This is a genomic window from Treponema primitia (assembly GCF_046533075.1).
Taxonomy (GTDB): Bacteria; Spirochaetota; Spirochaetia; order Treponematales; family Breznakiellaceae; genus Termitinema; species Termitinema primitia_B.
Map to the genome: position 1 here is coordinate 92,008 of NZ_JAJQRB010000019.1, position 15,577 is coordinate 107,584.

At 50.8% G+C, this 15,577-nt stretch carries 12 protein-coding genes; all 12 read right to left on the reverse strand.

What is annotated here, in order from left to right; genetic code table 11:
* Positions 1-8: 8 nt before the first annotated feature.
* The gene (locus LQZ19_RS03920) at positions 9-794 is read right to left on the reverse strand and encodes an alpha/beta hydrolase (protein ID WP_411046346.1); all 786 of its coding nucleotides are present in this window, start codon (positions 792-794) and stop codon (positions 9-11) included.
* 9 nt (positions 795-803) lie between these two features.
* Positions 804-2,525 (reverse strand): glutamine--tRNA ligase/YqeY domain fusion protein, encoded by a 1,722-nt coding sequence (locus LQZ19_RS03925; RefSeq protein WP_411046347.1) that lies wholly within the window; start codon positions 2,523-2,525, stop codon positions 804-806.
* Positions 2,526-2,598: 73 nt separating this feature from the next.
* Positions 2,599-3,216: a hypothetical protein gene (locus tag LQZ19_RS03930; protein ID WP_411046348.1), complete on the reverse strand. Its 618-nt coding sequence runs from the start codon at positions 3,214-3,216 to the stop codon at positions 2,599-2,601.
* A gap of 33 nt (positions 3,217-3,249) precedes the next feature.
* Positions 3,250-4,437 carry a D-alanine--D-alanine ligase family protein gene (locus tag LQZ19_RS03935; RefSeq protein ID WP_411046349.1) on the reverse strand — a complete coding sequence of 396 codons (1,188 nt, stop codon included), beginning with the start codon at positions 4,435-4,437 and terminating at the stop codon, positions 3,250-3,252.
* 17 nt (positions 4,438-4,454) lie between these two features.
* Positions 4,455-5,933, reverse strand: a complete 1,479-nt coding sequence (locus tag LQZ19_RS03940; protein ID WP_411046350.1) for a Mur ligase family protein — start codon at positions 5,931-5,933, stop codon at positions 4,455-4,457.
* 74 nt (positions 5,934-6,007) lie between these two features.
* A complete protein-coding gene (locus LQZ19_RS03945) occupies positions 6,008-6,781 on the reverse strand; it encodes an alpha/beta fold hydrolase (protein WP_411046351.1) in 774 nt (257 codons plus the stop codon).
* Positions 6,782-6,837: 56 nt separating this feature from the next.
* The gene (locus tag LQZ19_RS03950) at positions 6,838-8,184 is read right to left on the reverse strand and encodes an APC family permease (RefSeq protein WP_411046352.1); all 1,347 of its coding nucleotides are present in this window, start codon (positions 8,182-8,184) and stop codon (positions 6,838-6,840) included.
* Between the two features lie 51 nt (positions 8,185-8,235).
* On the reverse strand, positions 8,236-10,203 hold the full coding sequence (locus LQZ19_RS03955) for an oxidoreductase (protein ID WP_411046353.1): 1,968 nt from the start codon (positions 10,201-10,203) through the stop codon (positions 8,236-8,238).
* 176 nt (positions 10,204-10,379) lie between these two features.
* Entirely contained in the window at positions 10,380-11,570 is a 1,191-nt protein-coding gene (locus LQZ19_RS03960; protein WP_411046354.1) for an amidohydrolase, read from the reverse strand.
* Positions 11,571-11,742: 172 nt separating this feature from the next.
* Positions 11,743-12,966, reverse strand: a complete 1,224-nt coding sequence (locus LQZ19_RS03965; RefSeq protein ID WP_411046355.1) for an NAD(P)/FAD-dependent oxidoreductase — start codon at positions 12,964-12,966, stop codon at positions 11,743-11,745.
* Positions 12,963-13,415, reverse strand: a complete 453-nt coding sequence (locus LQZ19_RS03970; protein WP_411046356.1) for a 4Fe-4S dicluster domain-containing protein — start codon at positions 13,413-13,415, stop codon at positions 12,963-12,965. The genes LQZ19_RS03965 and LQZ19_RS03970 overlap by 4 nt, the downstream gene beginning before the upstream one ends.
* A gap of 11 nt (positions 13,416-13,426) precedes the next feature.
* Positions 13,427-15,313 (reverse strand): anaerobic carbon-monoxide dehydrogenase catalytic subunit, encoded by a 1,887-nt coding sequence (gene cooS, locus LQZ19_RS03975; RefSeq protein ID WP_411046357.1) that lies wholly within the window; start codon positions 15,311-15,313, stop codon positions 13,427-13,429.
* Positions 15,314-15,577: the final 264 nt, after the last annotated feature.

Consider the following 15,577-nt stretch of genomic DNA (forward strand, 5'->3'; position numbering starts at 1 on the left):
CCGGTAGGTCATGTATGCCACACTTGGAGTGATTTTTTTAAGGCGTCGTTAAAGAACTGCCAGTCGTGGGCCCCTTCCCACTCTTCATAGGTATAATCTAAATTCAATTTTTCTATCTGTTCCTTAAAGCGTAAATTCTCCTTCCGGAGATTATCCTCAATACCGCAGGCTGCATATATCTTAGGACGGACGGGGTTGGAAGCAAGCTTCTCTGCAAGCTTGATGATTTCGTCACCATCGGTATAGGCCAGTTCGTCCCCAAAGGCGGTTTGGAAATCCCGCAGTATGGCTTCCGCCTCCGGGCCTCCGGTCTTTATCCAGTAGTCGGCATTTTTCCGCAACCCGTTAAGGTGTTCATCAATAAACAAACAGGCCGAGGAGATGGCCCCGCAGAATCCGTACTGATCGGGCTTGGTAAGCGCGCATTTCAGGGCGCCGTAGCCCCCCATGGAACAACCGATTACTGCGGTATCCTCCCGCTTGGCAGATATGTTAAATACCTTTTTGCTTATTTTTGGAAGCTCCTCGCTGACATAGGTAAAATAATTATACCCATGCTTCATATCCGCATAGAAGCTTCTCCCCACCGTAGGCAGAACGAACAGTACATTGTATTCTCTGGCAAAAATCTGCAACAAGGTACTATCAATCCAGGAATTTTGGTCATTGTGAAGGCCGTGGAGGAGGTAGCATACCCTATAGGCGCCTTTTTCCTGGTACTGGTCGGGGGCTAGAACGCTTATCCCCGTATAGAGATGTAAAACTTCCGAATAAACATTTCCGCGTAGTATCATTGTTTTCTCCTATTGGGCTGTTTTCCGCCCGATTTTTGCCCAGGTATCCCGCAGCCCCACAGTTTTGTTGAAAACCGGCGCTCCGCTTTCGGATACATCAGGGTCCTTCGCAAAATATCCCAGCCGTTCAAACTGGAACCGATCCCCGGGAACCGCCTTTGCCAGGCTTTTTTCGCCATAGGCATGGGAAATAAGCTCCAGGGAATTGGGGTTGAGGTTATCCAGAAAGGTCTTTCCCGGCGCCGCTTCCATGGGCCGCTCCACAGCGAAGAGGTGGTCATAGATCCGCACCTCAATGGGAATGGCGTCCGCAGCAGAAAGCCAGTGGATGGTCCCCTTAACCTTGCGGTTATCCGGGGCATTGCCTCCCTTGGTTTCCGGGTCGTAGGTGCAGCGCACTGCGGTGATATTCCCCGCAGCATCCTTGTCAAAGCCCGTACAGGTAACGATATACCCGTAGCGCAGCCGTACCGAATTGCCCGGAAAGAGCCGGAAATACTTGGGAGGCGGAACCTCCGCAAAATCGTCCTGTTCTATCCAGAGCTCCCGGGTAAAGTACAATTTCCGGGTCCCCGCTTCGGGATCCTCGGGGTTGTTCACCGCCTCAAGCTCTTCGGCCCCAGCTTCCCAGTTTTCGATAATGAGCTTTAGCGGCTTGAGCACCGCCATCACCCGGGGGGATCGCTTGTTCAGATCCTCCCTAAGGCAATATTCCAAAAAGGCAATATCTACCATACTGTCGGTCTTGGCAATCCCGATTTGGGAGACAAAGCTCCGGATGGCCTCCGGAGTATAGCCCCGCCGGCGAAGTCCCGCGATGGTGGGCATCCGGGGATCGTCCCAACCGGAGACATGGTTCTCCTGGACCAGTTTCAGGAGCCACCGCTTGGACAGTACCGTATGGGTCATATTGAGCCGGGCAAACTCGATCTGGCGGCTGGGGAATACCTCCGCTTCATTGATAAACCATTCGTAGAGGGGCCGGTGGATTTCATATTCCAGGGAGCACAAGGAATGGGTAATCCCCTCCTTGGCGTCCGAAAGGGGATGCTGGAAATCGTACATGGGGTAGATGCACCACGTGTTCCCGGTACGGTAATGGGTTTCCCGGCGTATCCGGTACATCACCGGGTCCCGCAGGAGCAGGTTGGGGTGGGCCATGTCGATCTTTGCCCGCAAGGTCCGGGCGCCGTCGGAAAATTCCCCCGCCCGCATTCGGCTAAGAAGGTCGAGGTTTTCCTCCACCGAACGATCCCGGTAAGGGCTATTTCGGCCCGGGGGTGTTTGACGACTTTCAGTCGTCTTGGTGATATTGTTTTTATCCTCCGCCGCAGTACCCCGGTATTCGCTCATCTCTTCGTCGGTAAGGTCGTCCACATAGGCATGACCCTTCTTGACGATCTTCACCGCAAGGTCGTAGAGGTATTCATAATAGTCTGATGCGTAATATTCCCGGTCTTCCCAGTCGTAGCCCATCCAGGAAACATCCCGCTTGATGGCCTCCACGTAAGAGATATCCTCTTTTTCAGGGTTGGTATCGTCAAAACGGAGGTTACATTTTCCTTTGAACCGTTCCGCCATGGAAAAGTCGATATAGAAGGCCTTACAATGCCCGATATGGAGCCAGCCGTTGGGCTCCGGGGGAAATCGGGTATGGACATAGTCAAACCGGCCTTTTTGCAGGTCCTCTTTAATGAAATCGCTGATGAAGTCCGCAGACTCTTCCGCCATAGTGAAAAACTCCTCATGAAGAATGTGAACATAGGTAGGATAGTATAAAAACGATTTTATAACAATAAGTGGCCTAAAAATTTGTAAGGTAGCAGATACCCAACAGCAAAACCGCCCAAAGGCTTTCATTACAGGGGGTTCTGGCCACCGGCCCGCCGCCGGCTTCTTTTCCCTGGTTTCCGTCACATGCCGGTTTGAGGCATCCAATCCGCCCCCCGTACCACCAGAAAAGTCCCATTTGGGTATCGATCCTGAAGGCATACTCGGCAAAATCGTCCTTCTGGCTCTGGGCGCCGAAAAGCAGGTGCGCCAGCTCTTCCAGGATGACGCTAAACTCCTTCAGGGCCTTCCGGTAATCTCCCCGCTCAATTTCGGCAATAAACCCGGGAATCCGGTCCTGAAGCTTCTCTTTCCGGGCTTCATCGACCTTATCAACCCAGGTTTTTTGAATTAAAAGGTCCAGATTATTCTGAAAATGCCCTAAAAACTGCTCCAGATCCCTGCCTGAACGCTGGGTATCAAGCAGCCGCTTATAATCGGTCCCAATCCCCAGAATTTCCGCATAATTCTCCGCAGCTTTCACCGTAGGTCCTTGTACCGCCGGATTGGGCCCGAACGGAAATAGCTCTTCCGCGATCTTCCGGTATTCCTGAGGTATGGCTTCATAGGCATGGGGGGAACAACTGTACATATATACTAACCATGCTGATTAATGCGGAATATGTCAAGCCAAGCTCTTTGTCCCTTTTGTACCGGTTGAGGTAAAATTGACCAGGATATTTGTATCGATATAGTAGGATATGCCCGCATTCTCACGTTCCCTTTTGAAAGTAAGATTGATTAACCTGGTTAGAAGCTCCGTATACGATATTCCTATGGGTTCCCAAAGATAAAACGATAATGAACCGGGGATGGTGTTTATTTCATTTATAAATATTTTATTGCTTTGCAAATCTATAAAAAAGTCTATTCTGGCTACCCCATTACAGCTTAGGGCCTGAAATGTCTTTATAGCTAAATTCCGGATTTCTTCCCGTGTTTCCGGGGTAATATCCGCAGGGAGCCGCCTTTTAGCGCCGCTCATTCCCTTTGCGCCGTTTTTACCGCCGGAAATATATTTATCGTTATAGCTTAATATATCGTCGGTATTTATCGGTTCTTCACATTCCGAAGCAATCGCTAAATCCTGATCCCCCAACACGGCGCAGTTAATCTCCTTAAGATTAGTTACGGCCCGCTCAACCAGGGCAATATTGGCATACTGAAAGGTATACTCAAAAGCGTCCTTTAGTTCGTCCCTGTTAAGGGCCTTCTTTATACCTATACTCGATCCCAAATTAGAGGGTTTTACAATCAGGGGATATGATATGGAACTTTCAATTTTGCCAATAATAGTATCTATATCCTTGAAATATGCAGCCGAAAAAACACGGATGCAATCCAATACCGGGATATCATTATATTTCAGGATCGCCTTTTGGGTATATTTCTCCATGCCCGCTGCGGATGCTGCGACATCACATCCAACGAATGGAACAGAAAGGGTTTTTAAAAAGCCCTGCAATGCCCCGTCTTCAACATTTGTTCCGTGAACAATCGGAAAAACAATATCAACGGAGGCATACATGCGTTTACCAAATCCCTTGGCCGGATATTTCATTAAAAGGAATTTACCATCGTCGTTAATAAATATTACCCGGTGGCTTTTTTTCAACAGCCCCGGAATGTTCCGGTATTCTTCTATCTTACCGATAGAATCGCCGACATACAGGGCTCCTTCTTTTGTCATATATAGGGGAATTATTTCATACTTGGTTTTATCAAACCCATTGATTGCCTGTATCGCGGAAATAATAGAAACCTCATGTTCTACACTCTTGCCGCCGAACAGAACGCCAACCCTTATTAACATGATAATTGCCCTCCAAATTAATAGTTGTCTGGGAGATCGTTTTCCAGCAAAACCACTTTTTGAAATTCCTTGCTGTTTATACTTTCTATTTTTCCAAAAGCCTCTTCTATGGTCTCCGCAATAAATACTTTTTCTTCCGGATAATTTCCGGATTTGAGCCCTTCTAAAATACTGCCCGTTTGTTTTGCTCCGACCAGAATAACATAGTCACAGATTTCTGCGGCCTTTACTCCGAATTCGCGGTTACAGCTGTCCTGTAAATTTCCAAGTTCAACCATACCGGGGGTTACCAGGATCTTAAATCCCGTAAAGGTATTCAGCACATCAAGGGCCATTTTTGCGCCGTTAATGTTTGAATTAAAAGCGTCGTCAATAATAGCCATCCCCCGCCGGTTTAGCAGTTGCAGCCTGTGGGGAACGCTTTCGAGCCGGCGGACACTCATTGCGATGTTATCGGCATCTACTCCAAGATAATCCGCGGCCGCGATGGAACCCAGGATGTTTTCCACATTATGAACGCCGATGAGCTTTGTCTCAAAATGATATTCCCTGCCGCCGCTTAATATTACATCAAAGGCGGACCCATTATTTGATACATGAATATTCTTTGCTTCATAAGCGCATCCCCGCGGGGATATGGCATAGGATATCCTTTTCTTGTTTGTAGCGGCATTCCTAATAAGGTCATTTTCGTGGTTCAGAAAAATTACGCCGTCATCCGGAAGGGCGTCGGCCAATTCAAATTTTGTTTTAATAATATTTTCTATGGACTTAAATGTTTCCAGGTGCTGCGGCCCAATTGAGGTGATGATACCGTATTTTGGGTTTACAATATCACATATTTCCTTAATTTCCCCGGTATACTTTGCCCCCATTTCACAGATAAATATTTCATGGAAAGGCTTAAGATTAGTACGTATGGTTTTAACAACCCCCATGGGGGTATTATAACTTTCGGGAGTCATGAGTACATTATACTTAGAAGATAAAATTTTATTCAAAAAATATTTCGTACTTGTTTTCCCATAACTTCCGGTAATACCGATGACAATTAACCTGTCAATGCCCTTTAAAATTTTTTTGGCGTCCTTAATGTACCCGCGGTTTATACCCTTTTCGATGGGCGTGTTAATGATATTTGAAAGCAAGACCATAAGGGGCGTACAGAGGACCCCCAAGGCTAAAACAATAACCCGATAAGGAGATTGCAGGGAACAGGAAAGCAGGATCGGGATAGTTAGTATCAGAATATTTGTTGACACCATTCTCTTGACACGGTTGGTATAAACCAGGGGTTTCTTTGCCTTCCGGGGCCTGTTGAAGAAGCTTTGTACCAAAAAAAGAAGGGAAGATAAAATTACTGCGGTATAAAAATTCAGGAAGGCAACGCCAATAATAGGCAAAATCAGTATGTGCCGCATTATATAAGCCCTGCTAAAATTTGCCCTAAGCCATTTAAGGTGGGTCCATGATGAATAAGAATTCAGCTGAAACATATGGTAATCATAAAGGACCGTATTGGCATAACAATAAGTAAAAGACAGCATTACTAAGCAGATTAAAAATACTATCATGCGGTCCTCTTAATGTTCAGAAAAGAATCAAGTACCCTTAAAAAGGTAAAACCCTGATCCAGGAAAGAATAATGACCGGCGTTTTTAAGCGTCACAAGCCCGGCGTCCGGAATGAGCCGTTCCATTATTTTTCCATCCCCCAGAGGGGTTTCGTAATCCTGTTCGCCCCATATTATCAGGGTAGAATAGGGTATTTTGGAAAGACAGGGGGTTAAATCCTCGTTAACCACTTTTACGAAACATTCGCGCATCCTCGGCGTGGCGTTCAGATAGTCGGGGGAACCGTGTTTTTGCCGCCATTTTTCCAAAAGCTCCGGGTAGCGCCGCCGGATGAATTCGACGGAGATAAAATGCTTTATGCCCTTGTAGAAGAATAATTTGATAGTTTGTTTTACGGTTCTTTTAGGACGTATACCCGCGCTGTCCACAAGAACGATTTTGTCAATCGAAACAGGCAGGTTTTTTCTTGCCGCAAGCTTGATACTGATCCTTCCGCCGAAGGAGTGGCCAATCAGTATCACCCGGTCAATTTTAAGTTCCCCCATAAAGGTAAGGACAAAATCAGCATAATCATCCACGGACCAGGCCGCCGGGGGTTCGGCGCTTTGTCCAAACCCGGGTAAATCCAGGGCAAAAACACGGTAATATGCGGAAAGGCTGTCCAGAAAGTATTTAAAGGATAAAAAATCAGACCCCCACCCGTGCAGGAAAAGCACCGCCTCACCCTGACCGGCGCTGAAATAATTGACCTCAATTCCGTTTACATACATATAATATGCGGTGATTATACTTCTTTGAGGTCAACGGTGTCAAGAAACGGGGGCGATTACGTTTCTTCGTAGCTTATTTCCATGTTAACCTTACCGGATTTTTCACGTAAAAACGCGTATAACAGCGCCAAAACCAGTAAAACAACATTGCCGATGACTTCTTTCCAGCCGATTATTCCGATCAGCAGGAAGTTTTGTGCGATCGTTGAAAGTCCACCCACCACACTCCAAAAGATGACCATCTTATCGGACATGTTGAAACGGGATTTCGCCCATATCTCCGGGATTTTTTTGCGCATATTAATGGTAGAAAAGCAAACCAGCGCAAAACACACATTGGTGAGGATGACCGCCATGTCCGCAATCGCGGAGACATTGACGCCGAAAAAAATAGGAATTAGGCATTCAAGATAGAGCAATGTGAGAATTGTGACCGGAGCTTTATATTTTTTGCCAATTTTTGCAACGATAGGCGGGAACCACCCATCAACAGCTGCTTGCAGAATCGGCTTTGTAACCCATCCAAACGAAGCATTAAGCGTTGTGGTCAGCGCAAATATTGCGCCGCCGACAATGAAGAATACATAAACCGGTCTGGGGAATATTTCAGACGCGACCACGGACAGAGGCTTAAACGCGACTTCGGAAATAGGAAGAACGCCGGACGCGACCGTGGCGATAAGACCATAAAATGTCGCAATAATCAATGTGGCCACAACGATGATGAACGGGATGTCCTTTGTTGGATTCTTCGCTTCGGCGCCTAAGTGGATGATGACGTTAGCGCCTCCGACCGCCCATGTGAACAGTGCCCCCGCTGCGAAAAGTCCATGCCAGCCATCGGTAATAAAGTCGGGACCTACGAAGTAACCGGGCTGCACTTTGGGCAAACCGTAGCAGATAAATACTGTGAGGCCGACGCACATGCATAACATCATAATGTTTTGCAGCTTAGCGGTACCCTGAATGCCAAATAAGTTTGTTACGTAAAAGATAGTCAACACGAGAAATGCAAGCAGCGTTTTATTGAGATTTACACCAACCAGCAGGGCAATCATGTAATCCGCAGCAGACAGGGCGTACATGGCAAGCGCCATCCATGATATTATATGTACGATGACATAAAATCCGGCTACGGTCTTATTCATCAAAAAGCCAAGCTGTGTGTAAAATCCGCCGCGCAGCCTGACAGTTCCGCTGACCAGTATCATAGGAACGGTCATCAGGAGTACGAATATCGCCGCGATAATCATGGATATGTTCGCTGATTTGCCCGTCATTCCAATCCCCACACCCAGGAGAGCGAAAATACCGGAACCGATAGTCTGGCCGACCGCAATGGAAAGCAGGTCCTTTTTGCCAAGAACCCGTTTAAGTTCTTTCGTTGAAGTGATTTCCGACATAGTGATACTCCTTTTTCAAAATTGCAAATACAATTTTGATGCAAATGTGGTCTATATGATGACAGCTGCGTTGTAACCGGTGCGAATCGCCTGTTGGATCGTACGGGGACGCAGGCAGTCGCCGATCACCGCAAAATTCGGGGCGGTATAGCGTAACGCTTCCACCACCCCGGAACGGGACCGGAGTCCGGCAGCCACCAACACGGTATCCGCTTCGAGGAACAGTTCCTTCCCGTTACTGTCCGCGGCGAAAACACCTTCCGCGGTGATTTTGGTGCAACGGGTATTCAGATAGCTATGCACACCCGCCTTCTCCATTTCGTTCAGGGTGGCGCGCAGGTGCAGGTACCAGGCGTCCGGCGCAAGTTTGGGGCCCATCTCGAGAACATGAACCTCCTTGCCGCACTGGGCGTGGTACAAGCCCTCCTCACAGCCTACCAGACCGCCGCCTACAATTACTACCTTTTGACCAACGTTCTCCAGCCCGAAGTCCCGGGCGGCAAAAAACACGTTGGGGCCTTCAATACCGGGGATATTCGGGACGATGGGTTCGGCGCCCACTGCCGCAATAAGCACATCAGGGTGGAGCAACGCTGTCAGTTCCGGTGTCACCTCGGTTTCCATCAGTACCTTAATGGCATTTCTATATACACGGCGGATCAGCGATTCCTTGTAGCGCTTCATAAAATGTTTGAACGGAATCCCGTCCGCAGAGACCAGCATACCGCCCAGACGATTGCTTTTCTCACAGAGTATAACCTCGTGGCCCCGCTCGGCCGCCGTCACCGCCGCCTCCATACCGGCGGGGCCTCCCCCTGCTATCAAAATCTTTTTTCGTTGTTCCGGCTTTTGCAGGGTCTGGGTCTCCAGTTCGAAGCCCACGGTGGGGTTTACCGAACATCGCATCACCCGCACCGCAAATGGTACATGGGGGACAAAGGATAGGCTCAGGCACATATTGCAGCGCAGACAGGGCGTAATTTCATCGGCGCGGCCGGTACGAATTTTTTCGGGAAGGAATTCATCCGCCATCAGCGAGCGCGCCATGTAGACAATGTCGGCCTTACCGTTGGCAACAATCTCCTCCATCAACTCCGGATCACCCAGGCTGCCCACGGTGGCCACCGGCGTTTTGACCGCCTTTTTTACCGCCTCGGCGAAGGGAACATTGACACCCTCCGGCTCATAGGCGGAGGGGAACATACGCGTTGAGGTATCCGGCACATGGAATGATCCGACGGAGATGTGCAGTAGATCCACCTTGCCATCCAACAGTTTGGCGTAGGCGATAGAATCCTCCGGTGTGACACCGCCCTCGTACAGGTCGGAGCCGCTCATACGGATTTCCACGGCGACGCCGGGGGCATGGGCGCGGATCGCCGCCACCGTCATCAGGGTGATGCGGGCCCGGTTCTCCAGGCTGCCGCCGTATTGGTCCGTGCGCTGGTTGGTAGATTTTGCAAGGAATTGGGTGAATATCCAGCCATGGCCCGCATGCAGCGTAACCATCTCCACACCGCCGCACTTCGCCATGAAGGCAGCCTTTCCGAACTGCTCCGCAACCTCCTGGATTTGCGCCTCGGTCATTGCCTCTACCATCTCGCCGTAGATTCCCATGTGGGCGCTGGGACCGATGGGCCCTTCCTTGCAGTATTCGGGCCTGGCGCGGCAGCCTGCGTGAACCAGTTCAATAGCCGGGATAGCGCCGTATTGCTTAACCGCATCGGTACAATCTATCAACGAAGGCAGACACTCCACATCGTCCAGGGGCGTAATCCGGCCGTGGGCCTTGCCGCGAATATGGTCCACCATCGCCTCACCCAAGTTGACCACCGCGACGCCGCTCTTGGCTTTCCGGCGGAACACCGCGATATTGGCGGGGGTGAAATACCCTTCCGGGGTCAGATCGGAAACCCCGGTAGGCGCCGCCCCTATCCGGTTTTTCAAGGTAAGGTTCCCCACCTTGATGGGGCTGAACAAATGCGCATAGCTGCGTATACTCGATTGCGACCGGCTCATTTTACTTCCTCCATAACAATTATGTCTTTTCAGTATCCAGAATTGGTATAGTCATTTAGTTTGAATTTCCTTATTCAATGGATCGTTGCTGTGGATGAAGGAGCGCGCCCAGGGATGCTGGCTGAAAAAGGCCGATGTATAGAAATGCAGTACGGACATATCCGGCTCCTTAACTTTTATACGCCAAGCTTTAGATCCCGGCATTTAACGAATTCATTATGAACCTTCCCGCGAAAAGCTTCATCATTCAGAATCTTTAAGGCGAGAGTAACCAGAGCTTCCGCGCCCCGGGTCATGGCCTCGTGGGCTGCGGGCTTCAAGGTCGCGGCGGCCAATTCTACCGTATGGAGCGCGAAGGGTTCCTTGGTGATAGCTATTAACGGCTGGATTGCCGGACAGCGGTAACTGACGTTGCCCATATCGGTGGACCCCAGGGGCGGTGTAACCTCCGAAACAGTTTCTCCCAGGCCCCTTAGGATTGCGGCCATTTCGTCCTCCAGGGAGCGTATCCTGACCATATCGGCAAAATCCGAAGACCCATGATGCCAGCTCACCTCGCAGTCCAGGGCCATGGCCGCAGCCTTCGCACACTTTACAAACATATCATCTACGATTTTTAATTTTGCCATGGAAGCGGTACGAAATTCGACTCGTATCTTTGCATAGGACGGAATTATATTGGGCGCCTTTCCCCCATCCGTAATAATCCCATTGAAGCGAATATCCGGGGTAAAGCACTCCCGGCGGGCGTCAACCAAATCGAGAAACTTCCGTGCCGCCGCCAGTGCGGACCGTCCTTCCCAGGGCGCCGCCGCCGCATGGGCGCTGCGGCCTGTAAATTCTATGTCGTAGCAGCGGAGACTCAGGGCGTCCATATCCGGCTGGGAAACTCCGCCTCCCACACTGTGCATCATCATCGCCACCGCCATATCGTCAAAAACGCCTTTATCGGACATCCCGACCTTCGCCCCGTCCACCTCTTCGCCGGGGGTACCAATTACGTAGATCTTTCCCTTGAAGCAGTCCTTAAGCTCCAGCAGGGCCAATCCGGTCAGCACAGACAGGGAGCCGTGCAGGTTGTGACCACACCCATGCCCAATATCCGGCAATGCGTCGTATTCGACCATGATGGCGACATTTGGTCCCTCCCCGTTATCAAAAAGGGCGCGGAAAGCCGTGGCATATCCCAGATAAGGATATTCGACTTGATAACCGGACTTTTTTAGCAGCTCCACGATCTTTTTACTGGATTCAAACTCCTGGTCCGACAATTCCGGATGGGCGGCAAGATCGTCGCTTAAGGCTTTCGTCTCGGGAAAATGCTTTTTTACGGCATCTTTCACAAGGCTCGTAATTTCCTGACCCATAATGATGCTCCTCTACAACAAAGGTAATATAAACGAGTAATTTCAACCGGTCAAGCAGAATTGAATATTTATATGAAGATGATGCTCTCACCAAAACTGAACCGGAGTTAAAATAAACAAAAAAACGGACGGGACTTCCCAGCCCCGCCCGTAATGCTCTGCGTAACGTTATCTACACAACCCACTTATACTCGCCGTTGTTCTCCACCCCAAAGAAGTCCGCGTAGCTTAGCTTCCAGGGCGATTTTCCCAGCTTGTCGATCCGTATCTTGTTCTTGATCAGATGCTGCCAGAAGCCGCTGCCGCCTATCTCCCCCTGAAGGATAACCCCCGCCACCGCGCCGTCACGAAGAATAAGCTTCCGGTAGTTACCCCGGTCTTCCTTAACAAGGACCTCATCCCCCTCCTGGGGATTTATTGCCCCAACTGATAAAGTGAGAAGGTCGAAGAAGTTGACCGTATTTTTGATGGAGAACCGGTCATCGTAGGCCCATTTGGTACCGGTCATGTTGTAGGCGGCGTACTCGCCCTGCTTCTGGGCGTTGGGCCAGATGCCAGAAAGACCTGCGGCGTCCCCGGCGGCGTAGATGCCCGGAACGCTGGCGGCAAGATAATCGTCTACCACCACCGCCCGTTCAGTCTTGACGCCGCTTCCTTCGAGGAAAGCTATGGCGGGACGCACTCCAACGGCCATGACCACCATGTCGCAGGGAACGCTGTCCCCGCCCTCAAGTTCAACCGCAGTAATACTGCCATTACCATCGTCCTTGGTACCCACTACTTTCCGGGCCAGGAGGAATTTCACCCCCTTCTCCTCAAACTTCTTTTGATAGGCTTCGGCGGCGTGGGCATCCACGTTGATGGCAAGCGCCGTGGGGGCCATTTCTATGAACGTAATCTTTTTACCCAGTTCCAGCAGGGCATACCCTGCGTCCAGTCCCACCAAACCTGCGCCGATGATGGCGATCCTGTCCGCCTTCTTTGCATAATCCGCTATTGCCCGGGCGTCGGAAAGGTGACGGAGCCCGAAGGCGTTTTTTGCGGTCCGCAGTTCCCCGATGGGTGGGGTCACGCTGTTTGAACCGGTGGCGATGAGGATAGTGTCCCCGGAGGCAATTTTTTCGTCCCCCGCATAGACCGTTTTACTGTCCGCATCAAGGCGGGTCAGGGTTTTCCCCTTTATCCAGGTAACATTTTTACGTTCTAAAAGATCATCGTTAATAAAGTTGATACTCTTCGCATCCCGCTCACCGGAGATGAACTTGTGGAGCATACACCGGGAGTAGACTTCCTCATCCTGGGAAACGATGATAATTTCATCCTTGGGCTTTTCCTTCAGAATCCTGTGGGCGGCGCTGATGCCCGCGGCGCCGGCCCCTAATATCAGATGTTTCATGCGCTTACCTCCTCAACATGGATGGCCTTCTTGGGGCAGACCCGTACGCAGTTCGGCCCCTCCGTATCATCCTTACAGAAATCGCACTTGAGGATCTTCTTATGGGTGACCTTGTCGGGCTTAACATTCCCGTAGGGACAGCTCATGACACACATAAAACAGGTTCCGCAGCGGCTTTCGTCGTATTGTACGTGACCGCTCACCGGATCCTTGCAGAGGGCCCCGGACATACAGGCGCCCACACAGTCCGGTACAGAACAGTGGCGGCAGAATATCGGAAAATACCCGCCCTTACCGTTTGCAACGATGGTGTGCCGGGCCTCGTTTTTAGGATCAAGCAGGTCAAGATCATAGACGGTCCCCGGGGTTGCCCGGTGGGCCAACATGCAGGCGACCGTACAGTTTTTACAGCCGTCGCATTTTTCCTGATCGATAATAATTCGTTTCATGCTCCGCCCCCTTAAATCTTTAAGGCCCTGCGTTTTTCCTGAATGATCTTCTCAAGCAGGTCCGCAGATTCTTTGGCGTCCGCATTGATGATTACCTGGCCGCCGGTGAGGGACTTCATGTCCTCTGTCAGTACCTGGGTAGCAACTTTACTGCCGGTGATGAAGGGCGGCAGTCCCAGGTGGAGGGGCAGGCCCAGGGCGAGGCCGAAGCAGCCGTCCGCCAGGGCCTGTTCTTCCAGCCACTGGGCTGCGGAAAGGACCAGGGGAAGCTGGGGTATATCAATACCGATAGTTTCCGCAAGTTCGGTGGCCACAATCTCAAGCCGGCCTATGGCAAGGCAGGGACCAAAGTTGAGCACCGGCGGGATGCCGAGCTTTTTACAAACCGCCTTGAGTTTCGGGCCCGCAAGTTCCGCCGCTTCCGGCACCATGAGACCGCAGTTTTCGATGCCCCCGGAGGAACAGCCCGCGGTAAGAACGATAATGTCCCGGGCGATCAGTTCCTTTACCAGGGCAACGGTCAGCACATCGTGACCGCCGGCAACCAGGCTGGAGCAGCCCACCACACCGGCAACACCTTTTATGTCGCCGGAAACGATCAGGTCAACCAACGGCTTCCAGTTGCCGCCGAGGAATTTCTTGAGGGATACTTCGCTTACCCCGGTAAGGTTATTCTCGTAACCGTGTTCCGGGAGCAGGTTCAGTTTTACCTTTGGCCGCCGCTCCTTGTAGGAAGCGATAATCGCATCAATGATCTCTTCGCTGTGCTTACCCCGTTCGGCGAATACAAACTGTTTGAGTTCCGCGTTGGCCTTTTTTGCAACATCGTCGATGCAGATCTGCTTGATACTCAGGGTATCGCACACCGTTTCAATCCCCGGCAGGGTACAGTTAAATTCTGAAAGCACCGCGTCGATAGCGCCGGTGGCGAGGATAGCCTCGGAGGTGTAGTTGTTCCCCGCGTGGCCGTCGAAGATCTCCGTGTAGTGGGCGCCCCGGAGCTGCAGGTCCTGGCCTACGCAGGTACAGCCCACAAGTTTAAAGCCCTTGGCCCCAACGGCCTTCGCCTTGGCAACCACATCCGGGGCGATGAGCCGTTCCTGGAGATGCACAAACATGGTGTGCTGGTGACCGGTAATCATAATATTGATGTAATCCGGATCGATAACCCGGAGGCCCACCGGGGCCATGCGGATCTCCGGTTCGCCGAGAAGCACATCGTTTAATAAGTTAGTAAGGGTGAGCCCGTAGATGCCCGTGGAGATGCCCAGGCGCAGGCAGTCGAGCAACATATTTACCGGATCGGAGTTCAGGTTGGTGGAGCACTTGACCACCCCCTTAAAGACCTCAGACTTGGCGCCCCCGGGGAGTATCCCCAGTTCCTTCCATACTTTGAACCGGGGCGGGTAGGCCATTTTTTCCACCAGGTCCATCTTTACGTATTCCGGCTTATAGAGATCCTCCAGAACCGCGTTAGCAACGTTGAGGGCCTTCTCGTGGTCATCCTTACCGCTGACGCCGAAGGTTTTGCAGAGCCGTTCCAGGGTGCCTAATCCCTTGAGCTTCCCCTTTTCCAAAGCGGTATTTTTCAGATTAAGGGCGGTATTTTCCACCACATGGATATAACAGCCGGACCCCGCGGCCACCGCCCGCAGCAGGTTCCGGGTTACCATAACATCCGCAGTGGCCCCGCAGATGCCCCGGGGGGATTCCGGCGTTATCCGGCAAGGACCGTTGGCGCAGAGCCTGCAGCACACCCCCTGCAGGCCGAAACCGCATTTGGTTTCCTGGCTTTCCACCCGGTGGTGGGAAGTCTCCATCGGCAGCTTGGCGATAAAACCTTCCAGGGGTTTATCCGCGCTGGCACAGGTTGAGCACCCGTAACAACTCTCATTCATAGCACACTCTCCTCAAAATGGTTTAATAAAAATCAATATGCCCCGCCGCGAACGGGGTACCATAAAATTTCAGCCAGACTTTTTTCCTATAATTTGGTGATAACCATTACTAATTATAAGTATAATGATACCAGATAAAAATTGGCAAGATAGATTCTTATTTTATCGATAAATTTTAATCGAATTCGAGCCAATGACAGATTTGAGGAAAATGTCATTGGTCGAGACGGTAATGCCGGTTACAAAAACATCGCCATATAGGGC